We start from the raw sequence: 20729 nt of genomic DNA on the forward strand, positions 1-20729 counted from the left end.
GGAGGCGGTCCCGGAGCGGCGCTCCGGCGGCTGGTTCAGCCGGATGTCGCTCCGCGGACGGCTGTCCGTGCTCACCGCGGCGGCGGTCGCGGTGGCGATCCTGGTCTGCGCCCTGTCCTGCTGGTTCATCGTCAGGAACCAGCTGTACAGCCAGGCCAGGGCCACGCTCACGAACACGGAGATCAATTCGATCAAATCCCCGACCTGCGCGGCGTCGGCCACTGCCGCGGCGGCGATCAACAGTGCCAACCCCGCCAACAGCACCCCGTTCGGGCGGCCCGCGAAGGGCCACGGCCAGACGACCCTGCTGCCGTCACAGCTGCTCATCCCGTCGAGGCCGGGCCAGAACGTGTGCATCCTCTCGAACGGCACCGTCGGCATCAACCCCGAGCCCAGTGACCTGACCACACCGACCCCGCACATCCGCAACGGAACCGACACCTCCGGCAAACCCGTCCTGGTGCGGGTCCAGACCGGCGAGCTCGACGACGGCACGCCGGTGGTCGCGCTCCTGGCCTATCCGCTCTCCGACATCCAGAGCTCCCTGCAGACACTGCTGCTGGTGCTGGGCGGCGTCGCGATCGCCGGGGCGCTGGGCGCGGCCGGCATCGGGCTGCTGGTGGCACGGGCGGCGCTCAAGCCGGTCGACCGGCTGACCGAGGCGGTGGAGGAGATCACCCGCACCCAGGAGCCCGGCACGACCATCGCCGTGTCCGGGACGGACGAGATCGCGCGGCTCGGCGAGTCGTTCAACTCGATGAGCACCGCGCTGGCCAGCTCCCGGGACCGGCAGTCGCAGCTGATCGCCGACGCCGGACACGAGCTCCGCACCCCGCTGACCTCGCTGCGGACCAACGTCGACCTGCTGGTGCGCAGCGAGGAGACCGGGCGGGCGCTGCCGGAGGCGACCAGGACCAGAATGCTCGGCAATATGAAGTCGCAGATGGTGGAGCTGTCCACGCTCATCGGCGACCTGCTGGAGCTGTCCCGGCCGTCCCGCCCGAAGGGCTCCAAGCCCTTGGAGGTGCTGCCGCTGCACGACATCGTCGCCCGCGCGCTGGACCGCGCCCGGCTCCGCGGCCCCGGCCTGGCCTTCGCCGTGGACGTCCGGCCCTGGTACGTCCGGGCGGACGCGCACGCGATGGAGCGCGCGGTGATCAACCTGCTGGACAACGCGGTGAAGTTCAGCCCGCCCGGCGGCGCGATCGACGTCCGGCTGCAGGCCGGCACGCTGACCGTGCGGGACCGCGGGCCCGGCATCCCGGCCGAGGACCTGCCACATGTGTTCGACCGGTTCTGGCGCTCGCCCTCGGCCCGGCAGATGCCGGGGTCGGGTCTCGGCCTGGCGATCGTGGCGCAGACGGTCCGCGAGGCGGGCGGCGAGGTCACCCTCGCGGCGGCCGAGCCGGGGGCGGACGGCAGCACCGGCGGCGCGCTGGCGACGGTGCGGCTGCCGGGCGCTCCGACGCCGCCGCCGCCGACCCCGCCGACGGTCCCGGCCGCTGACATCGTGTCCAGCATCTGAAATAACTCGTCCCAACCCTCGGATACCCCGCCATGATGGCCGCATCGTCCACCGGACCTGCGGGAGACAGTCATGGCCAGTCAGCGCACCCTCGGCACCCGTCCGCCGAACCCGATACCCGACCCGGGCGGGAACCGCCGCTGGCTGATGCTGGCGCTCGGCACCGCCGCGCAGACCAGCTCGTTCGCCTTCGTCTACGGGCTGCCCTACCTGATCCCGGTACTGCGCCGGAGCGAGGGCCTGGACCTGGCACACGCCGGGATCCTGGTCGCCTGCCCCACCGTCGGCCTGCTGCTGACCCTGTACGCCTGGGGCGCCGCCGCCGACCGGCACGGCGAGCGGGTGGTGCTGGCCAGCGGCCTCGGCCTGGCCACGCTGGCGCTGGTCGGGGCCCTGCTGGTGCACGGGCTGGTGCTGCTGGGGCTGATGTTCGCGCTGGCCGGCGCGGCCGGGGCGTCGGTCTCGGCGGCCAGCGGACGGGTGGTGCTGGGCTGGTTCGGGCCCGAGCAGCGGGGTCTGGCGATGGGCATCCGGCAGACCTCGACCCCGCTGGGGATGCTGGTGGCCGCGGTGTCGATGCCGCCGCTGGCCGCGGCCTACGGGCTGCACGGGGCGCTGCTGTTCGTGACCGTGCTGAGCGGGGTGATGGCGGCGCTGACCGCGCTGCTGGTGGTGGACCCTCCCCGGCCGCCGGCCGCCGCCCCCGGCGGGGCGAAGCCGGTCTCGCCGTATCGGCACGCGGCGACGCTGTGGCGGATCCACGGTTCGTCCGCGCTGCTGGTCTGGCCGCAGTTCACGGTGGGCGCGTTCGGGCTGGTCTTCCTGACCGACGTGCGGCACTGGTCGCCGGTCGCGGCCGGGCAGCTGATGGCGGTCGGCCAGGGCCTGGCCGCGGTCTGCCGGATCGGCGCGGGCCGCTGGTCCGACGCGGTCGGCAGCCGGCTGCGGCCGATGCGGGTGCTGGCCCTGGCGGTCGGGCTGCTGTCGCTGCTGCTGGCCGGGTTCGCGGCCTGGTGGCCCTCGGCCGCCTCGGTGGTGGTGCTGATCGCGCTGTGCGGGCTGTCGGCGAGCACCAACGGGCTCTCCTTCACCTCGGTGGCCGAACTGGCCGGTCCGCACTGGGCGGGCCGGGCGCTGGGGGTGCAGAACATCGGCCAGAACCTGACCGGCTCGCTGGCGCCGCCGGTGGTCGGCGCGATCATCACCGCCTCGGGCTACGGCACCGCCTTCGCCTGCGCCGCCGGGTGCGCCCTCGCGGCCATCGCCGTCGTCCCGGCGCGGGCCGCCTGACGCACCGTACGGACGTAGGGTCGGTGCCATGGACGCAGTCGTGGTGGTGGGGTCGGTGGACGACGGGCAGCGGGCGGCCGTGGGGGCGCTGCTGGAGGCGGCGGCCGGGGCGGACGGCAAGGCCGCGGTCTCGGAGCAGGGACGGCTGGCCCTGCGCGGGGCCCGACCCGGCGGGAACGGCGCGGACGGCGGGGGCGGCGGGCACGGGGGCAGCGTGGACGGCGGGCGCGGGGACGGCGCGGGCCGCGCGGACGGCGGGGGCGGCGGGGCGGCGGGCGGGGTTCGGCACCTGCTCCAGTACGACGGCGCCGAGCTGGTCGGCTACGGCCAACTGGACGCGGGCGGCACGGCCGAGCTGGTGGTGGCCCCGGCCCGGCGCGGCGAGGGCTACGGCCGGGCGCTGGTCAGCGCGGCGGTGTCCGCCGGCGCGCGGCAGCTGTGGGCGCACGGCGGCCACCCCGCGGCCCTGCACCTGGCCGCGGCGCTGGGCATGGAGCTGGTCCGCGAGCTGCGGCAGATGCGCAGGCCGCTGCCGGTCGAGGAGCTCTCCGCGGAGCTGCCGGACGGCATCGCGCTGCGGACCTTCGTCCCCGGCCGGGACGAGGAGGAGTGGCTGGCGCTGAACGCCGCCGCCTTCGCGCACCACCCCGAGCAGGGCGGCTGGACCCGGCAGGACCTGGCGGACCGGATCGCCGAGCCCTGGTTCGACCCCGACGGCTTCTTCCTGGCCGTCCGGGACGGGCGGATGGTCGGCTTCCACTGGACCAAGGTGGAGGGGGCCACGGGAGAGGTCTACGTGGTCGGGGTGCACCCGTCCGAGCAGGGCAGTGGCCTGGGGCGGGCGCTCACCGCGGTCGGCCTGCGCCACCTCGGCGGAGAGCGGAAGCTGGAGACGGTACTGCTGTACGTGGACGCCGATAACCCGGCCGCCGTGCGGGTATATGAACGGATGGGCTTCACGGTGTACGAGGTGGACCTGATGTTCCGGGTCGGGGCCGCCGCGTGAGCCGCCGAACCGCCTGCCCTGAGCCGTCCGCCTCAGCTTTCCTTCAGGCCACCCTCAGTTCACCCTGAGTTCAGACGCCGTTGCAAAGATCGCGAAATGCAACCCGCAGGGACCATGACACCACCGGAAGACCCCCTGCAGGAGGAGCCGCCCGCCATGACCGCCGCACCCGCCCCCTCGCCGAGCCCCGCACCCACGCCCGTCCCGGTCCCCGCCAACGTCACGGTACTGCTCCCCGACGTCCGGGAGCAGGAGGACGTCGAGGAGGAGCTGCCGCAGGGCCGCTTCCTGGACCGCGAGCGCAGCTGGCTGGCCTTCAACGAGCGGGTGCTGGAACTGGCCGAGGACCCGGCCACCCCGCTGCTGGAGCGGGTCAAGTTCCTGGCGATCTTCGGCAGCAACCTGGACGAGTTCTTCATGGTCCGGGTGGCGGGGCTGAAGCGCCGGATCGCCACCGGGGTGGCCCAGCGCTCCGCCGCCGGGCTCCAGCCGCGCGAGGTGCTGGACCAGATATGGACCCGCTCGCGGGAGCTGATGGCCAGGCACGCCGCCTGCTTCCACCAGGACCTGCTGCCCGAGCTGGCCGCCGAGGGCATCGAACTGGTGCGCTGGTCCGAGCTGAGCGACAAGGAGCAGGGGCGGCTGCTGACGCTGTTCCGGCAGAAGATCTTCCCGGTGCTCACCCCGCTGGCGGTCGACCCGGCGCACCCCTTCCCGTACATCTCGGGGCTGTCGCTGAACCTGGCCGTGGTGGTCCGCAATCCGGTCAGCGGGCACAAGCACTTCGCCCGGGTGAAGGTCCCGCCGACGCTGAGCCGCTTCCTGGAGGCCTCCCCGCAGCGCTACGTCCCGCTGGAGGACGTGATGGGCGCGCACCTGGAGGAGCTGTTCCCGGGCATGGAGGTGCTGGAGCACCACGCCTTCCGGGTGACCCGCAACGAGGACCTCGAAGTCGAGGAGGACGACACCGAGAACATCCTCAAGGCACTGGAGAAGGAGCTGATGCGGCGTCGCTTCGGCCCGCCGGTGCGGCTGGAGGTCGAGGAGTCGATCGACCCCTACGTACTCGACCTGCTGATCCGCGAGCTGAACATCACCGAGGCCGAGGTCTACCCGCTGCCCGGACCGCTGGACCTGACCGGGCTGTTCGCCATCGCCGGCCTTGACCGCCCGGAGCTGAAGTACCCGGCGTTCGTGGCCGGCACCGCGCGCGGGCTCTCCGACGTGGAGTCCGCCTCGCAGCCGGACATCTTCGCCGCCGTCCGCGAGCGCGACGTGCTGCTGCACCACCCCTACGACAGCTTCTCCACCTCGGTCACCGCGTTCCTGGAACAGGCCGCCAACGACCCGGACGTGCTGGCGATCAAGCAGACCCTCTACCGGACCTCCGGCGACTCGCCGATCGTGGACGCGCTGATCGACGCCGCCGAGTCCGGCAAGCAGGTGCTGGTGCTGGTCGAGATCAAGGCGCGGTTCGACGAGCAGGCCAACATCAAGTGGGCCCGCAAGCTGGAGGAGGCCGGCTGCCACGTGGTCTACGGCCTGGTCGGGCTGAAGACGCACAGCAAGCTGTCGCTGGTGGTCCGCCAGGAGGGCGACACCCTGCGCCGCTACGCCCACGTCGGCACCGGCAACTACCACCCCAAGACCGCGCGGATGTACGAGGACCTGGGCGTGCTCACCGCGGACCCGCAGGTCGGCGCGGACCTCTCGGACCTGTTCAACCGGCTCTCCGGCTACTCCCGCCGGGAGTCCTACCGCCGGCTGCTGGTCGCCCCGCGCTCGCTGCGGCAGGGCCTGACCGACCGGATCCACGAGGAGATAGCGCACCACCGCGCCGGACGCCCGGCCCGGATCCAGTTCAAGGTCAACTCGATCGTGGACGAGGCCGTCATCGACGCCCTCTACCGGGCCTCCCAGGCGGGCGTCCCGGTCGACATCTGGGTCCGCGGCATCTGCGCGGTCCGCCCCGGCGTCCCCGGCCTGTCCGAGAACATCAGGGTCCGCAGCATCCTCGGCCGCTTCCTGGAGCACTCCCGGATCTTCGTCTTCGGCAACGGCGGCGACCCCGAGGTGTGGATCGGCAGCGCCGACATGATGCACCGCAACCTGGACCGGCGGATCGAGGCCCTGCTCCGGGTCACCGACCCGGGCCACCGGGCCGAACTGGCCGGGCTGCTGGAGCTCGGCACCGCCGACGACACCTCCTCCTGGCACCTCGGCCCCGACGGGACCTGGACCAGACACGCGCAGGACGCGGACGGCAGACCCCTGCGCAACGTGCAGGAACTGCTGATCGAGTCGCGCCGACGCAAGCGCAGCACCGGCGGCTGGGGCCAGAGTGGCTCGACCGCCTGACAGCCCGCCAGGGCAGGCCAGCACCGCAGAGGCCGCCAACGACAACCACGGGGACTTACGCACCATGACCGACACACCCCTCGCCACGCAGGCTCCGCCGGGCGGCGAAGGGCTGGCCGGCACCCCGCTCGACGAGGGCACCCCGGCCACCCGGGCGCTCTCGGCCCACCTCGCCGCCGAGGCGGGCGGCTTCCTCCGCGAGCTGCCCTCGGTGGACCTGCACACGCTGCGCCGGGTCGGCGCAGCCCTGCACACCTTCGAGCAGCTGCTCGACCCGGCCTGGTCGCAGGAGCTGCGCGAGGAGCTGGCCCGGCTCGGCGGCCTGCTCGGCCAGGAGCGGGCCTACAGCCGCCGCCTGGCCCGGCTGCTGACCAGCCTGGACTCGCTCACCTGCGCCGACGCCACCGGCACCGAGCGCACCGCGGGCCCGGTCCCGCAGCAGCGCGAGGCGGAGGGACTGCTGGCCCGGCACCCGGGCGCGCCGAAGGCCAGGGCGCTGCTGGAACGCCAGCTCACCCTGGGCCGCTCCCGGGCCCACACCACCGCGCTGCAGGAACTCGGCTCGGCCCGGTTCCACGCGCTCGCGGACCGGATGACCCTGCTGGTCTCCGACCTGCCGCTGCGTCCCGGCGCCGAGGCGGCCCCGGTGGCCGCCCTGCTGCCGTGCGCGGTGGCCGAGGCGACCGCCCTGGTCAGCGCGGTGCGGGCGCTGCCGCTCGACCGCGGCGCGGTCCCGTACAGCGGCGACATGCTGCACGACCCGGGCGACGACCAGCCCTGGCAGCAGCTGCGCGGGCTGGTGCTGCGCACCCAGTACGCGCTGGAGGTGTGCGGGCCCCTGCTCGGCACCAGGGCCACCCGTCCGGCCGCGGCGCTCAGCGACCTGGCCCGGACGCTGGCCCGGCACCGGGACGCCGCCGAGGCCGCCGAGGCCGCCGCGCTGGCCGCGCTGACCCCGAGGATCACCCCCGCCACCGCGTACGTCCTCGGCGTGGTCCATGCTGATCAACGACTGGAGGTGGAAGCCGCGCGGCACGCCTTCAGCAGCGCCTGGCCCGACCTCGACCGCTCCGGATGGCTGACCGACACATGGCTGACGAATCGCTGAAGCCCCAGGACCGGATCCGGGCGGCGGGGGTGGTGCTGTGGCGACCCGCCCCGACTCGTTCGGGTGAACCGGAGCTGGCCCTGGTGCACCGTCCGAAGTGGTGCGACTGGAGCTTCCCCAAGGGCAAGCTGGAGCCGGGAGAGCGGCACCGGGACGCGGCCCGGCGGGAGGCGCTGGAGGAGACCGGCCTGGTGGTCGAGCTGCGGTTCCGGCTGCCGACCCAGCACTACCGGGTGAAGGGGCGGCCCAAGCGGGTCCGCTACTGGGCCGCGGTCGCCGTCGGCGGGGCCTTCGCCGCCAACCGCGAGGTGGACCGGCTGGTGTGGCTGCCGGCCTCGTCGGCCCGGACCCGGCTCAGCTACGGGCACGACCGGGAGCTGGTGGACCAGCTGCTGCTCCTGCTGAAGTCCGAGCAGGACTGACGACCCGTCACAATGCCCGTCTTAACCACGCCGTGTTGCGGTCGTGGCGGAACCGTTACTACCGCGCGGCGTATCCCGGCGTCCGTCCGAGGTTCACCTCTCGTTCACTTGTGCTGGCCCATCGCTTCACCTCCCCCGCCTAACGTCCTGAGTACCGAAGGCCGCAAGGCCCTCGATCCACAGCGAAGCCCCCAGGTCAGCGGCGTTCCCCTTACGGAGCCCGGCATCTGCGGGCCCCCAGAAAGGGACACCAAGTGAAGCTCCAGCGGAACGGCCGCACCAAGGCCCTCGCCATCGGCGCCGTGGCGGTCGTCAGCTCGCTGACGCTCGCGGCGTGCGGCTCGGACAACAACTCCACGACGTCGAGCAGCACCACCTCCGCTGCTGCCGCCGGTACCAGTGCGGCCGCCAGTGCCGACTGCGGCAGCGGCCAGCTGCTGGGCGCGGGTTCCACCGCCCAGGCCAACGCGGTCACCCAGTGGGTCAAGGACTTCCAGGCCAAGTGCCCCGGCGTCACGGTGAACTACAACGCCAACGGCTCCGGCGCCGGCATCACCAGCTTCGAGTCCGGCAAGGTCGCCTTCGCCGGCTCCGACGCCGCGATGCAGGCCGCCGACTTCGCCGCCACCAAGGCCGCCTGCCCCGGCGGCCAGGGCATCGACCTGCCGATGATCGGCGGCCCCATCGCCATCGGCTACAACCTCCCCGGTGTGACCGGCCTGATCCTGGACGCCCCCACCCTGGCGAAGATCTTCAACGGCAAGATCACCAAGTGGAACGACCCGGCCATCAAGGCGCTCAACCCGAGCGCCACCCTGCCGAGCCTGGCCATCCAGACCTTCCACCGCGTGGACGGCTCCGGCACCACCGCCAACTTCACCGCCTACCTGGCGGCGACCGCGGCCTCCGACTTCCCGTACCAGGCCAACAAGCTGTGGCCGGCCAAGTCGGGCCAGTCCGCGAACGGCTCCTCGGGCCTCGCCGCCCAGGTCAAGAAGGTCCCCGGCGCGATCTCGTACTTCGAGCTCTCCTACGCCACCGCGGGCAACATCTCCACCGCGAAGATCGCCACCGGCGCCTCGGCCCCGGTCGACGCCACCGCCGCCAACGCCTCGGCCGCCGCGGCCGACGCGCCGGTCGTCGGCACCGGCGCCGACCTGTCGCTCAAGCTCAACTACGCGACCAAGGCCGACAACGCCTACCCGATCATCCTGGTCACCTACGAGATCGCCTGCGACAAGGGCAACAAGGCCGCCACCCTGCCGGCCCTGAAGGCCTTCCTGAACTACACCGTCAGCACCGCCGGCCAGCAGTCGGTCGCCTCGCTCGGCTACTTCCCGCTGCCCGCCACCCTGCAGGCCAAGGTCCAGGCCGCGATCGCCGCCCTGGCCTAGTCGGACCGGGCCCGCGGGCCCACCGAAGCCCGGCGCCGTCCGGTCCCGCCCTCAGGGGGGAGGCAGGACCGGACGGCGCCGACACCAGCCCCTCCCGCACCACCGTCCCACCACCCACACCAGTCCGGTGCACCGCCGCCAGGCGGCGTCTGTCCGATGCCGCCATCAGACCGGAGAAGTCATGGAAATACCAGAAACGGCACCCCCTGCGGACGTGCCCCCCAGCCAGGACCTCGCCGCATCGCCTCGCGCACCCCGGCGGGGCACCGCCGCGTCCAGGCTCAGCGGAAAGGGCTCGTCCCGCCTCGGCGACCTGCTGTTCTCCGCCTCGTCGCGCGGATCCGGCATCCTGCTGCTGGTGATCATGGCCGCCATCGCGATCTTCCTGAGCATCCGCTCGGTCATCGCGATCCACGCCGACACCGGCAACTTCCTCACCAGCTTCAACTGGAACACCGCGATCGGCACCCCGCCGGACTTCGGCATCGCGCTGCTCGCCTTCGGCACCATCGTCAGCGCGCTGATCGCCATGGTGCTGGCCGTGCCGGTGTCCATCGGCGTGGCCCTGTTCATCTCGCACTACGCGCCGCGCCGGATGGCCCAGGCGCTGGGGTACGTGGTGGACCTGCTCGCCGCCGTCCCCAGCATCGTCTACGGCCTTTGGGGCGCGCTGTTCCTGGTGCCGCACATGCTCGGCACCAACGCCTGGCTGAACACCTACTTCGGCTGGACCTACATCTTCAGCGAGGGCGACCAGGCCGGCACCCAGCCGCGCAGCCTGTTCACCGTCGGCGTGCTGCTGGCCATCATGATCCTCCCCATCGTCACCGCGGTGACCCGTGAGATCTTCCTCCAGGTCCCCCGGATGTACGAGGAGGCGGCGCTGGCGCTCGGCGCCACCCGCTGGGAGGTGATCAGGACCTCGGTCCTGCCCTTCGCCCGCTCCGGCATCATCAGCGCCTCGATGCTCGGCCTCGGCCGCGCGCTCGGCGAGACCATGGCCGTGGCCACCGTGCTGTCCTCGAACCTGGTGTTCAGCCTGCACCTGACCGCACCCGGCGGCAGCACCATCGCGCAGAACATCGCCACGCAGTTCGGCGAGGCGCAGGGGGTCGGCCGGGACGCGCTGATCGCCTCCGGCCTGGTCCTCTTCCTGATCACGCTGCTGGTCAACGGCGGTGCTCGCCTGATCATCGCCCGTCGCAAGGAATACTCGGGGGCGAACGCCTGATGTCCACCACCACGTCCCCGCGTCCGGCGCACGGCTCCGCCCTGTCCGGCTCCCTGGTCGAGCGGCGGCTCCCGCGCTGGACCCCCGCCGCCACCGTGGTCGGCGCCGCCGCCCTGGCCGTCGCCCTGGGCCTGGGCTTCTCCATCAGCAGCAAGCTGCAGTGGGGGCTGATGGCCGCGATCTTCTTCGTCGGCGGCCAGTACCTGCTGGCCCGCCGCGTCGAGGGCGCCCGCCAGGCGAAGAACGGCCTGGTCGGCAGCCTGGTCTGGGTGGCCTTCCTGCTGGCGCTGCTGCCGCTGGTCGGCCTGCTGTACTACACCGTCAAGCAGGGCATCGGAGTCATCAACATCGACTTCCTGACCCACTCGATGAACGGCATCGCCTCCAACCAGACCGGCGGCGGGCTCTACCACGCCCTGATCGCCACCCTGGAGCAGGTCGGCATCGCCACCCTGATCGCCGCCCCGGTCGGCATCCTCACCGCGGTCTACCTGGTCGAGTACGGCGCGGGCCGCCCGCTGGCCAAGGCCGTCAGCTTCTTCGTCGACGTGATGACCGGCGTGCCGTCGATCGTCGCCGGCCTGTTCATCCTGACCTTCTGGATCGTGATCCTGAACCAGAGCTACACCGGCTTCGCCGGCAGCCTGGCGCTGATCATCCTGATGCTGCCGGTCGTGGTCCGCTCCACCGAGGAGATGCTCAAGCTCGTCCCCAACGAGCTGCGCGAGGCCAGCCTCGCCCTGGGCGTGCCGAAGTGGCTGACCATCCTCCGGATCGTGCTGCCGACCGCCATCGGCGGCATCACCACCGGCGTCATGCTGGCCATCGCCCGCATCATCGGCGAGACCGCGCCCATGCTGATGCTGGTCTTCGGCACCGACCTGATCAACACCAACCCGTTCAAGGACCCGCAGTCCTCGCTGCCGCTGTACGTCTACCAGCAGTACGGCAACGGGACCGACGCCTCCGAGGCCCGTGCCTGGGGCGGGGCGCTGGTGCTGATCGTGCTGGTCATGCTGCTGAACCTGGTCGCCCGCGGGATCGCCCGCTGGAAGGCCCCCAAGGCTTCGCGCTGACGCGCACTGGTCACCCACCCAGACTTCAGAACAGGATCGAACATCATGGCCAAGCGCATCGACGTCAGCGGGCTGAACGCCTTCTACGGAAACTTCCGGGCGGTCGAGGACATCTCGATGACCGTCGAACCCCGCTCCGTGACCGCCTTCATCGGCCCGTCCGGCTGCGGCAAGTCCACCTTCCTGCGCACCCTCAACCGGATGCACGAGGTCGTCCCCGGCGCCCGGGTCGAGGGCAAGGTGCTGCTGGACGACGAGGACCTGTACGGCACCGGGGTCGACCCGGTGGCCGTCCGCCGCACCGTCGGCATGGTCTTCCAGCGCCCCAACCCGTTCCCCACCATGTCCATCAAGGAGAACGTGGCGGCGGGCCTCAAGCTCAACGGGGTGCGCAACAAGAAGCTGATCGACGAGGCGGTGGAGCGCTCGCTGGTCGGCGCCAACCTCTGGAACGAGGTCAAGGACCGGCTCGACCGTCCCGGCGCCGGCCTCTCCGGCGGCCAGCAGCAGCGGCTCTGCATCGCCCGCGCCATCGCGGTCGAGCCCCAGGTGCTGCTGATGGACGAGCCCTGCTCCGCGCTCGACCCGATCTCCACCCTCGCCATCGAGGACCTGATCGGCACCCTCAAGGAGCAGTTCACCATCGTCATCGTGACCCACAACATGCAGCAGGCCGCCCGGGTCAGCGACCGCACCGCGTTCTTCAACCTCGCGGCGGTCGGCCAGCCGGGCCGCCTGATCGAGATCGACGCCACCGAGAAGATCTTCTCCAACCCGTCGGTCCAGGCCACCGAGGACTACATCTCCGGCCGCTTCGGCTGAGCCGCGGCCCCGCGAACGGCTCCGTGGCGCTGCTAGGCGGTGCCGCCACGGAGCACAGAAGGGCCCGTCCCCGGGTGACCGGGGACGGGCCCTTCGCCATGGCGGCGCGGCGGCGGCACGGCGGCGCGGCGGCGGCACGGCGGCGCGGCTCAGCCGATGATCGCCCAGCTGATCCAGAACACCACCGCGGCGACCAGCCCCGCGGCCGGCATGGTCAGGAACCAGCCGATCACGATGTTCTTGGCGACCCCCCAGCGGACCGCGCGGACCCGCTTGGTCGCGCCGACGCCCATGATCGCCGAGGTGATGATGTGGGTGGTGGACACCGGCACCTTGTAGGCGTAGGCGGTGACGTAGAGGATCGACGCGGCCACCGACTCGGCCGCGAAGCCCTGCGGCGGGTCCAGCTCGATGATCTTCCGGCCCAGCGTCCGCATGATCCGCCAGCCGCCGGCCCAGGTGCCCAGCGACAGCACCAGCGCGGTGCTGACCTTCACCCAGAACGGGATGTCGGTCCCGGAGTAGTGGCCGGAGATGGTCAGCGCCATCACCACGATGCCCATGGTCTTCTGCGAGTCCTGCAGGCCGTGGCCCAGCGCCATCGCCGCCGCGGACACCGTCTGCGCCATCCGGAAGTTGCGCTTGGCCCGGTGCGGGTTGGCCCTGCGGAAGACCCACATGATCGCCAGCATCACCGCGAAGCCGAGCACCAGGCCGACGATCGGCGAGGTGATCATCGGGATGACCACCTTCTCCCAGACCCCGGACCAGATCACATCCGTCCCGCCGACCAGCGCCGCGCCCACCATCCCGCCGAACAGCGCGTGGGTGGAGGAGGACGGCAGGCCGAAGTACCAGGTGACCAGGTTCCAGGTGACCGCGCCGATCAGCGCCGCCCAGAGGATGACCATCCCCTTGGTGCCGTGCGGCGTCTCGATGATGCCCTTGCTGACCGTCTGCGCCACGCCGACCCCGAGGAAGGCGCCGGCCAGGTTCATCACCGCCGCCATCATCAGCGCGACCTTGGGGGTCAGCGCCCGGGTCGACACCGAGGTGGCGATGGCGTTGGCCGAGTCGTGGAATCCGTTGGTGTAGGCGAAGCCGAACGCCACGCCCACCACCAGGATGAGTCCGAGCATGTTCATCGGTGGCTCAGGACTCCTTGACGGCGATGGTCTCCACCGTGTTGGCCACGTGCTCGAACGCGTCGGCGGCCTCTTCGAGGACGTCCACGATCTGCTTGAGCTTCAGCACCTCGATCGCCTCGTAGGCACCGCCGAAGAGGTGGGCCAGCAGCTTGCGGTGGATCTGGTCGGCCTGGTTCTCCAGCCGGTTGACCTCGATCCAGTACTCCGCGAGGTTGTCCATGGTGCGCAGGTGCGGCATCGCCGCGGCGGTCAGCTCGGCCGCCCTGGCCAGCACCTCGATCTGCTGCTCGACGCCCTTGGGCAGGGCCTCGATCTCGTAGAGGACGACCAGGTCGACGGCCTCCTCCATGTAGTCCATGACGTCGTCCAGCGAGGAGGCCAGGCTGTAGATGTCCTCGCGGTCGAACGGCGTGATGAACGACGAGTTCAGCTGGTGGAAGATGCCGTGGGTGATGTCGTCGCCGGCGTGCTCGGCGGCGCGCATCCGCTCGGCGAGCTCGGGCCGGGCGGAGACCTCGGCGCCGAGCAGTTCCAGCAGCAGCTTGGAACCCGTGACGAGGTTGTTCGCCGAGGCGGCGAACATGTCATAGAAGCTCGTCTCCCGGGGGGTCAGACGAATGCGCACAGAGGTCTCCGAAGTACAGGGGCCGGTCGAGGCGATGCTAGGCGCTGCGTGTGGTCGGTGCGCCCACCGGGGTGGGGCAGCGTCGGCACCCGTGCCTCGGTAGTCATCCTTGCTTACCGCGTACTGGTGTTCACAGTGCCTCCACGATTCTCCATGCCGACGGGCGCACCAGGGACCGTACCGCCCGGAGGCACCCTACGATGGTTCAGTGGCGGAAGACGAAGCACACGCGGGTCCACACGGGTACAGCGCGCAGCGCGAGGCGCACGTCAAGCGGCTGCGCCGGATCGAGGGTCAGGTCCGCGGCCTGCAGCGGATGGTGGAGCAGGACGTCTACTGCATCGACATCCTCACCCAGGTCTCGGCGAGCACCAAGGCGCTGCAGTCCTTCGCGCTGAGCCTGCTGGAGGAGCACCTGCGGCACTGCGTCGCCGAGGCCGTGAACAACGGGGGCCCCGAGGGCGACGACAAAGTGGCGGAAGCCACAGCCGCGATCGCGCGGCTGCTCAGAAGCTAGGACTCGGCCGGATCCCGCTGGACGGGTATCCGGACGTCGTCCGGATCCGCCTGCCCCAGGCGGCCGATGGGACGGACCCGCAGCACCTGGTCGATCCGGTCGGCGGACAGCCGCTCGAACGGGGTGGCCGCGGCCGCGATGATCAGATCGCCGTAGAGGTCGATCTCCGCGAGGGCAACCTGGTCGTGCGCAGCCACACGAACCACCTCCTCGTCAGGCCCCGGGACGCCGACGGAAGCAGCCCAGGAACGTCGGGTAGTCGACTCCTTACAGCGTAGGGAGCGCACGCGGGGCGCGCATGGCACGTCTGGGTCATTTCCTGGACCCCCCGTTCGGGGCAGGCGCCCCCCCGCGCGGTCACCCGCCGTTCACTTCGCCGACTGGGTCCCGTACACGTCGGCCGCGGCCGGGAGGGAGACCGTGACCGGGCTGCCGAAGCCGGAGAAGGCACTGGTCGAGGTGACCTGGACCTGGTCCTTCGCCGCGGTGGAGCCGGCCGTGCTGCTGAAGGTGAAGACCTCCACGATCCGGTGGATCCGTCCGTGCTGGTCCAGCCAGACGTCGTAGGGGATCTTCTTCACGGTGAAGGTCCGCCCGGCCAGCTCCATCCCGGTGCCCGCGCCGCCGCCGGTCGCGCTCGCCGCCTTGGCCAGGTCGAGTGTGCCCCTGTAGTGCTTGAGCAGCACTCCGTCCACGGTCTCCGAGCCGACCAGGGCGGCTGTGGCCGCGCCGCGCAGCGCGTTGGCCGCGGTGGCCGGATCCGTCGCCCCGCTGCTGACCAGGTTGCCGTCGGCGAGCTGCCGGACGTCGACCTTGACCCACTTCCCGGCCGGGACCTTGGCGCCGCTGTTCTGCATGTAGACCACGCCGGGGCTGACCACCTCGACCAGCTTGCCGCTGGTGGTGCCGCCGGGCGGGACGGTGATCTCCATCCGGCCGAGCCGGGTGGTGTAGTCGTAGTCCGCGGTGCCGTGCAGCTCGACCTTCTTGCTGCCGGAGACCGTCTGCAGGGTGGTCACGTCCTGCACCGAGCCGGTCCGCCCGGTCATGTCGGCGGCGGCCCTGACCGCGGCGAGCGGGTCGGCGGCCAGCACGTCCGAGGAGCTGCCCTTCAGCCCGGCCGCCGCACTGGCGCCGCCGCCGGCGCTCGCGCACCCGGCCAGCAGGCCCACCGCGGCGACGGCGACCACAGCGGTACGGGCACGCCGCGGCGAGCCCCCTCGGGAACCGGGCTGACGATTCACCACGACCACGCAACTCCCTAGGGACACACCAGATACCGGGCTTCCCATGGAAAACGAGCGGGTGTGGCGGAAGTTACGGCATCCGGGTGCCGCTCCACCGCGCACCGCCGTCCGGGTTACCGTGATGCACGTGGAAAGCGAACGGACCGACCCCGCGGCGGAGCCCCCCGGAACCGGTACGGCCCCCACCCCCGCGCACACCACCCGCATCGCGGAGAAGGGCTCGTTCAGCACCGCCCACTGCAGCTGCGGCTGGTACGCCCCGGCCCGGCGCTCCCGGGACAAGTCCCGCAGGGACGCGGCCCAGCACACCGGCCAGTGACCGATCCGTGCGCTGGCCAGCCCGTCCGCCGCCCTACCCGCGCGGGCGAGCGGCGCGGCAACCGGTCGGTAGTCTTCCGCCGTCCCTGACTGTGGAGCGGATCCCCGCCTCCCGCTGATCGGAGAGCGAGCGCATGGACGAATCGACGACCACCCGCAGGACCGTGCTCAGGGCCGGACTGCTCACCGCCGCGGGCGCGGCCGGTCTGGCCGCCTGCTCGCCGGCCAAGCCCGCCGCGGGCCCGGCCGCCGCCTCCAGCGGCGGCGCGTCACCCGGCGACGCCGCCCCGTCCTCGGCCCGCCCCGCCGCCTCGTCCGCGGTGACCCCGGCCAAACCGGCCGACTGGACCGCGCTGGCCAAGGACCTCGACGGGCTGCTGATCCGCCCCGGCGACAGCCGCTACTCCTCGGCCCGGCGGCTGTTCCAGCCCCGGTTCGACTCGCTCGCGCCGAGCGGCGTGGCCTATGTGGCCGGCGCCCAGGACGTGGCGACCTGCCTGGCCTTCGCCCGGAAGCACAACGTCCCGGTGACCGCCCGCAGCGGCGGGCACAGCTACGCGGGCTGGTCCTCCGGCAGCGGCCTGGTGCTGGACGTCGGCAGGCTCGCGGGCGTCTCCACCGCCTCCGGCTCGGCCACGGTCGGCGCGGGCGCCCGGCTGATCGACGTCTACACCGGGCTCGCCGCCCGCGGGGTGACCGTACCGGCCGGCTCCTGCCCGACCGTCGGGGTGACCGGGCTCGCCCTCGGCGGCGGAGTCGGCGTCACCGGCCGCGCCTACGGGCTGACCTGCGACAGCCTCACCGGCGCCGAGATCGTCACCGCCGAGGGGAAGACCCGCCGGGTCAGCGCGAGCAGCGACCCGGACCTGTTCTGGGCGCTGCGCGGCGGGGGCGGCGGCAACTTCGGCGTGGTCACCTCGCTGTCCTTCCGCACCCACCCGGCCGCGCAGTGCTCCTACGCCTTCCTCAGCTGGCCCTGGTCCCGGGCCGCGGCGGTGGTCCGGGCCTGGCAGGCCTGGGCGCCGAGCGCACCCGACGCGCTGTGGGCCAACCTGCACCTGCTGGTCTGGGCCGACGGCAGGACCCAGCTCGGCAGCACGGTCAACTACCTCGGCTCGGCGAACGACCTCGCCAACCAGATCGACCGGCTCGGCGTGGCGCCCGCCGCGCACACCGTGCACACCGCCTCCTACCTGGAGACCATGCAGGTCATGGGCGGGGTGTCCGGCTGGAGCGAGGACGCCGCGCACCTGCCGGGCAGCCTGCCGGGGCAGCGGCCCGGCGGCCGGGTCACCCGCGAGTCGTACGGGGCGCGGTCGGACGTGTTCACCCGCCCGATCACCGCGGCGGGCGCGGCGGCGCTGGTCGCGGCGGTGGAGCGGTACCCGAGGACCGGCCCGCAGGGCGGCAGCGCGGGGGTGGCCTTCGACGCCCTCGGCGGCGCGATCAACCGGGTGCGGCCCGGGGACACCGCGTTCGTGCACCGGAACGGGCTGTTCCTGGCCCAGTACACCGCCAACTACCCGGACGGGGTGGTCGGCGGAACCGGGGCGGACCGCTCCTGGTCCTGGCTGGACGGGGTGTGGACCGCGATGCGCCCGTACGCCAGCGGGCAGGCCTACCAGAACTACATCGACCCCCGGCTCAGCGGCTGGGAGCAGGCCTACTACGGCGCCAACGCGACCCGGCTGCGGGGCGTGAAGAAGCAGTACGACCCGGGCGCGCTGTTCCGCTTCCCGCAGTCGGTCCCGCTCGGCTGACCCCGGCCGGGGCCCGGCCGCGAGCGGGCCGCCCGGGTGACCGGGCGCGGGCCCGACCGACCCTGGTCGGAGAGGCCTATGCGGCCAGGTCGTCCCGGTTCGCCCGGACGCCGTCGCGGCCGTCCGCGCCGGCCGGGGCCGGCACCGGGGCGCTCCGGGCGCCGCGTCCGCGCCGCGGCGCCCGGACCAGCGGAGCCAGCGGGCCCCGCGCCGCCGAGTGCGCCAGCGGCACCAGCAGCGCCATCGCGATCGGGGCCAGCAGCAGCGTGGTGGCGGTGCCCAGGGCGTAGCCGCCGATCACGTCGGTGGGGTAGTGCACCCCCATGAAGACCCGCAGGAAGCCCTCGAACCCGGCCAGCGCCATGGCGATCAGCCCGTATCTGCGGTTCACCAGCAGGATGCCGACCGCGACCGCCATGGTGAAGGTCGCGTGGTCGCTGGCGAAGGAGCCGTTGGCCTGATGGCTCCTCAGCAGGTCCAGCTGGCCCGGGTGGGCCACGAACGGGCGCGGTCGCCGCACCAGCGCGCGGACCGGGACGTTCAGCATCAGCGCCGTCCCTGCGGCGACCCCGGCCCAGAGCACCCCGGCCACCGCGCCGGGCGCGTCCGGCCGACGCCGGGCCCAGACCCAGGTCGCCAGCAGCATCAGCACCGACAGCAGCGGCACCCCGTACTCGCCGAGGAAGCCCAGCGCGCTGTCGACCGGGGCGGGGAGGTCGCGGGCCAGGCCGTTGACATGTGAGACGAGCGTCCAGTCGATGGACCCGTCCCCCTCAACCGGCAGTGCCGTCACGCCACACCTCCACCGTCTCTCGGTCCGCGCCCGAGCCGCCCGTGGTTCGAGTCAGCCGCCGGGGCCCCGCTGCGGCAAGGTCCAGTGTCCTCCCCCACCAGCAGGCACAACGGCAGGAATCGCCCATAGTGTTCCGTCGCCGGGGGTTAGTTATGCGAACGTGACGCTACCCTCACGGGTCCGCCACAAGACCCTTCCGGCTCGACCGTCATGCCCGGCCCGTCTCGCCCTGCGATCCACCGGTCCGTCAGTTGGACGCGAGCGCTCCCCCGTTGGCGATGCCGCCGCCGGGTTGCAGCGTCGGCAGTGCGTCGGCGCCGCCGGCGGTCACCCGGGTGGCGCCGAAGTAGTCGCCCTCGGAGTCGATCGCGTCGTAGCGGATCACCGCGCCGGTGTGCGGGGCGTTGATCATCATGCCGCCGCCGACATAGATGCCGACATGGTGGATCTGCGCCGGGTCGTGCGGGTCGTGCGAGAAGAAGACCAGGTCCCCCGGCTGCAGCTGACTGCGGCTCGGATGCGGCCCGGCGTACCACTGGTCCGCGGCGACCCGGGGCAGGGTGATCCCGACGCTGGCGAACGCCGCCTGGGTCAGCCCCGAGCAGTCGAACCGGTAGCCCTGCGAGGCCAGGCCCTCGCCGCCCCAGAGATAGGGGGTGCCCAGCTTCTGCTGGGCGTAGTAGATCGCCCCGGCCGCCTGCGCGGAGAAGCTGATGACGGTGGCGCCGGTGAAGGACTGGGCCAGCTTGGTGATGGAGCTGACGTACCCCTGGGTCTCCTTGTAGGGGGGCACCCCGCCGGCCTTGATGACCGCGTAGGGGCCCGCATTGTAGGCGGCGAGCATATTGGCGGTGTGGTTGCCGGGGACGCTGCTGGTGTCCTTGGCGAGTTGGCAGTCGTAGGTCGCGGCCGAGGGGATGGCGTCGGCCGGGTTCCAGACGTCGGGGGTGTGCGTGTGGGTGGGGTCGACGCCGTAGATCGCCCAGGTGGCCGGCATGAACTGGGCCATGCCCTGCGCGCCGACCGGGCTGACCGCCTTGGGGTTGAAGCCGCTCTCCTGGTACATCTGCGCCGCGAGCAGAGGGGGCGTCAGCTCCGGGCAGAGCGTGCCCCACTTCTGGATCAGCGGGGCGTAGGAGGCGGGCACCGTGCCCGGGGCGAGCTGCACCGCGCCCTGCGCCTGGGCCTGGTCCAGCGAGCCGGAGGCGGAGTAGGTCCCGACCACCAGGAACAGCAGCACCCCGGCCGCGGCCATGCCCCCGCCGCCGACCAGGCTCCAGGCCCGACGGAGCGTCATGAGGCCACGCCTGCGGCACCACTGGAGCCCCGAGCAGAATGGCGTGAACCGAACGGGTGCGCGAGGCGCGGCACCGGGTAAGGGATACGCATGTGCCACCGTCCTGTGCGTCGGCTGCCCGCAGATACCTTCAGAGAGTCTGGACCAGGGCGTTGCTCTGCGCAATCACCGGTGATACACACGGTAAGCGATACGCTCGTCCGAGCGGCTGCGGGACCCATGGGGCCCCATGCTGGCACCTGCGGCACACAACTGGACAACGATCCTCGGGAAAGTGGCCAAGTCGACTTCGGATCTGGCCAACAATAGTGCCGAGCCCTACTCCACGGCCGGGCGTAGGGCTTTGAATGATGATCAGGTAGGTGGTTGCTATGTATCTCAGCGCGGGCAACGGTGACATCAACACCATCATCGGCGGGATCGCCCCCAACTGGGGGCCGTTCGCCAGTCTCGGCTCCGAGGCCAAGACCATGGTGGAGGTCGTGATGGCGGTGGCCATCCTCGGCTGCCTCGCCATCGCCATCTGGGGCGCGGCGAAGCAGCGGATCGGCGCGACCGCACTGCGCGACACCTTCAGCGCGGAGCAGGGGAAGGGACTGATCGTCGCCGGTCTGACCGGCGTGTTCATCATCGGATCACTCGGTACGTTGTTCACCATTGTGTACGGGATGGCGATCTGATCATTCGTCGGACAGACATCCCGTTCGAACAGCGCGTACCGGATCGGCCACGCCCTCCCCACGGGCGGCCGCCCGGGTGACACCCTGTCACCAGCGTTGCCGTGCCGCGTTC

Annotated in this window: 20 protein-coding genes; 14 read left to right on the plus strand and 6 right to left on the minus strand. The window is 72.1% G+C overall.

Annotated elements, in window-relative coordinates; genetic code table 11:
• Positions 1-43 precede the first annotated feature (43 nt).
• The 10 genes from ACEZDE_RS26425 to pstB all read left to right on the plus strand — a co-directional run bounded on the left by ACEZDE_RS26425 (position 44) and on the right by pstB (position 12232).
• Positions 44-1525 (plus strand): sensor histidine kinase, encoded by a 1482-nt coding sequence (locus ACEZDE_RS26425; RefSeq protein WP_449341716.1) that lies wholly within the window; start codon positions 44-46, stop codon positions 1523-1525.
• A gap of 72 nt (positions 1526-1597) precedes the next feature.
• Positions 1598-2815 carry an MFS transporter gene (locus ACEZDE_RS26430; protein ID WP_380540808.1) on the plus strand — a complete coding sequence of 406 codons (1218 nt, stop codon included), beginning with the start codon at positions 1598-1600 and terminating at the stop codon, positions 2813-2815.
• Positions 2816-2843: 28 nt separating this feature from the next.
• Positions 2844-3821: a mycothiol synthase gene (mshD, locus tag ACEZDE_RS26435; RefSeq protein ID WP_380540811.1), complete on the plus strand. Its 978-nt coding sequence runs from the start codon at positions 2844-2846 to the stop codon at positions 3819-3821.
• 156 nt (positions 3822-3977) lie between these two features.
• Positions 3978-6179 carry an RNA degradosome polyphosphate kinase gene (locus tag ACEZDE_RS26440; protein ID WP_380540814.1) on the plus strand — a complete coding sequence of 734 codons (2202 nt, stop codon included), beginning with the start codon at positions 3978-3980 and terminating at the stop codon, positions 6177-6179.
• A 64-nt stretch (positions 6180-6243) separates the two neighbouring features.
• The gene (locus ACEZDE_RS26445; protein ID WP_380540817.1) at positions 6244-7287 is read left to right on the plus strand and encodes a CHAD domain-containing protein; all 1044 of its coding nucleotides are present in this window, start codon (positions 6244-6246) and stop codon (positions 7285-7287) included.
• Entirely contained in the window at positions 7269-7709 is a 441-nt protein-coding gene (locus tag ACEZDE_RS26450) for an NUDIX hydrolase (protein ID WP_380540820.1), read from the plus strand. The genes ACEZDE_RS26445 and ACEZDE_RS26450 overlap by 19 nt, the downstream gene beginning before the upstream one ends.
• 254 nt (positions 7710-7963) lie before the next feature.
• Positions 7964-9103, plus strand: a complete 1140-nt coding sequence (gene pstS / locus ACEZDE_RS26455; RefSeq protein ID WP_380540823.1) for a phosphate ABC transporter substrate-binding protein PstS — start codon at positions 7964-7966, stop codon at positions 9101-9103.
• A gap of 181 nt (positions 9104-9284) precedes the next feature.
• Complete coding sequence (gene pstC, locus ACEZDE_RS26460) at positions 9285-10334, plus strand: phosphate ABC transporter permease subunit PstC (RefSeq protein ID WP_380540826.1); 1050 nt, start codon at positions 9285-9287, stop codon at positions 10332-10334.
• Positions 10334-11410 (plus strand): phosphate ABC transporter permease PstA, encoded by a 1077-nt coding sequence (pstA, locus tag ACEZDE_RS26465; RefSeq protein WP_380540829.1) that lies wholly within the window; start codon positions 10334-10336, stop codon positions 11408-11410. Before pstC ends, pstA begins: the two co-directional genes overlap by 1 nt.
• Before the next feature lie 45 nt (positions 11411-11455).
• Positions 11456-12232, plus strand: a complete 777-nt coding sequence (gene pstB, locus ACEZDE_RS26470; RefSeq protein WP_380540832.1) for a phosphate ABC transporter ATP-binding protein PstB — start codon at positions 11456-11458, stop codon at positions 12230-12232.
• A gap of 149 nt (positions 12233-12381) precedes the next feature.
• Here the strand turns inward: pstB and ACEZDE_RS26475 are convergent, their stop codons facing one another.
• Together ACEZDE_RS26475 and ACEZDE_RS26480 are read right to left on the minus strand one after the other, a co-directional pair.
• Positions 12382-13377: an inorganic phosphate transporter gene (locus ACEZDE_RS26475; RefSeq protein WP_380540835.1), complete on the minus strand. Its 996-nt coding sequence runs from the start codon at positions 13375-13377 to the stop codon at positions 12382-12384.
• A 7-nt stretch (positions 13378-13384) separates the two neighbouring features.
• Complete coding sequence (locus ACEZDE_RS26480) at positions 13385-14005, minus strand: DUF47 domain-containing protein (RefSeq protein ID WP_380540838.1); 621 nt, start codon at positions 14003-14005, stop codon at positions 13385-13387.
• A 208-nt stretch (positions 14006-14213) separates the two neighbouring features.
• Between ACEZDE_RS26480 and ACEZDE_RS26485 the strand changes: the two genes are divergently transcribed.
• Positions 14214-14522: a metal-sensitive transcriptional regulator gene (locus tag ACEZDE_RS26485; RefSeq protein WP_380540841.1), complete on the plus strand. Its 309-nt coding sequence runs from the start codon at positions 14214-14216 to the stop codon at positions 14520-14522.
• Here ACEZDE_RS26485 and ACEZDE_RS26490 read toward each other — a convergent pair.
• Together ACEZDE_RS26490 and ACEZDE_RS26495 are read right to left on the minus strand one after the other, a co-directional pair.
• Entirely contained in the window at positions 14519-14728 is a 210-nt protein-coding gene (locus ACEZDE_RS26490) for a hypothetical protein (RefSeq protein WP_380540844.1), read from the minus strand. The genes ACEZDE_RS26485 and ACEZDE_RS26490 overlap by 4 nt on opposite strands.
• A 162-nt stretch (positions 14729-14890) precedes the next feature.
• Entirely contained in the window at positions 14891-15769 is an 879-nt protein-coding gene (locus tag ACEZDE_RS26495; protein ID WP_380540847.1) for a hypothetical protein, read from the minus strand.
• Between the two features lie 127 nt (positions 15770-15896).
• Here ACEZDE_RS26495 and ACEZDE_RS26500 point away from each other — a divergent pair, with 127 nt between their 5' ends.
• Together ACEZDE_RS26500 and ACEZDE_RS26505 are read left to right on the plus strand one after the other, a co-directional pair.
• Complete coding sequence (locus ACEZDE_RS26500) at positions 15897-16088, plus strand: hypothetical protein (protein WP_380540850.1); 192 nt, start codon at positions 15897-15899, stop codon at positions 16086-16088.
• Between the two features lie 133 nt (positions 16089-16221).
• A complete protein-coding gene (locus ACEZDE_RS26505) occupies positions 16222-17847 on the plus strand; it encodes an FAD-dependent oxidoreductase (protein WP_380540853.1) in 1626 nt (541 codons plus the stop codon).
• 76 nt (positions 17848-17923) lie between these two features.
• On the opposite strand, the gene ACEZDE_RS26510 is transcribed toward ACEZDE_RS26505, so the two are convergent.
• A complete protein-coding gene (locus ACEZDE_RS26510) occupies positions 17924-18640 on the minus strand; it encodes a phosphatase PAP2 family protein (protein WP_380540856.1) in 717 nt (238 codons plus the stop codon).
• Positions 18641-18887: 247 nt separating this feature from the next.
• A complete protein-coding gene (locus tag ACEZDE_RS26515; protein ID WP_380540859.1) occupies positions 18888-19937 on the minus strand; it encodes a bifunctional lytic transglycosylase/C40 family peptidase in 1050 nt (349 codons plus the stop codon).
• A gap of 371 nt (positions 19938-20308) precedes the next feature.
• On the opposite strand from ACEZDE_RS26515, the gene ACEZDE_RS26520 reads away from it, so the two are divergent.
• Positions 20309-20617 carry a hypothetical protein gene (locus ACEZDE_RS26520; RefSeq protein ID WP_380540862.1) on the plus strand — a complete coding sequence of 103 codons (309 nt, stop codon included), beginning with the start codon at positions 20309-20311 and terminating at the stop codon, positions 20615-20617.
• Positions 20618-20729 lie beyond the last annotated feature (112 nt).

The sequence above is a fragment of the Streptacidiphilus cavernicola genome (assembly GCF_042510955.1).
Classification (GTDB): domain Bacteria; phylum Actinomycetota; class Actinomycetes; order Streptomycetales; family Streptomycetaceae; genus Streptacidiphilus; species Streptacidiphilus cavernicola.

What these genes read in the sequence shown, in the direction of transcription:
- pstA (WP_380540829.1), top strand. Translation starts at nt 10,334, where the DNA reads ATGTCCACCACCACGTCCCCGCGTCCGGCGCACGGCTCCGCCCTGTCC.
- ACEZDE_RS26475 (WP_380540835.1), bottom strand. Translation starts at nt 13,377, where the DNA reads ATGAACATGCTCGGACTCATCCTGGTGGTGGGCGTGGCGTTCGGCTTC.
- ACEZDE_RS26445 (WP_380540817.1), top strand. Translation starts at nt 6,244, where the DNA reads ATGACCGACACACCCCTCGCCACGCAGGCTCCGCCGGGCGGCGAAGGG.
- ACEZDE_RS26425 (WP_449341716.1), top strand. Translation starts at nt 44, where the DNA reads ATGTCGCTCCGCGGACGGCTGTCCGTGCTCACCGCGGCGGCGGTCGCG.
- ACEZDE_RS26520 (WP_380540862.1), top strand. Translation starts at nt 20,309, where the DNA reads ATGTATCTCAGCGCGGGCAACGGTGACATCAACACCATCATCGGCGGG.
- ACEZDE_RS26440 (WP_380540814.1), top strand. Translation starts at nt 3,978, where the DNA reads ATGACCGCCGCACCCGCCCCCTCGCCGAGCCCCGCACCCACGCCCGTC.
- ACEZDE_RS26505 (WP_380540853.1), top strand. Translation starts at nt 16,222, where the DNA reads ATGGACGAATCGACGACCACCCGCAGGACCGTGCTCAGGGCCGGACTG.
- ACEZDE_RS26430 (WP_380540808.1), top strand. Translation starts at nt 1,598, where the DNA reads ATGGCCAGTCAGCGCACCCTCGGCACCCGTCCGCCGAACCCGATACCC.
- pstC (WP_380540826.1), top strand. Translation starts at nt 9,285, where the DNA reads ATGGAAATACCAGAAACGGCACCCCCTGCGGACGTGCCCCCCAGCCAG.
- pstB (WP_380540832.1), top strand. Translation starts at nt 11,456, where the DNA reads ATGGCCAAGCGCATCGACGTCAGCGGGCTGAACGCCTTCTACGGAAAC.
- ACEZDE_RS26450 (WP_380540820.1), top strand. Translation starts at nt 7,269, where the DNA reads ATGGCTGACGAATCGCTGAAGCCCCAGGACCGGATCCGGGCGGCGGGG.
- ACEZDE_RS26515 (WP_380540859.1), bottom strand. Translation starts at nt 19,937, where the DNA reads ATGACGCTCCGTCGGGCCTGGAGCCTGGTCGGCGGCGGGGGCATGGCC.
- mshD (WP_380540811.1), top strand. Translation starts at nt 2,844, where the DNA reads ATGGACGCAGTCGTGGTGGTGGGGTCGGTGGACGACGGGCAGCGGGCG.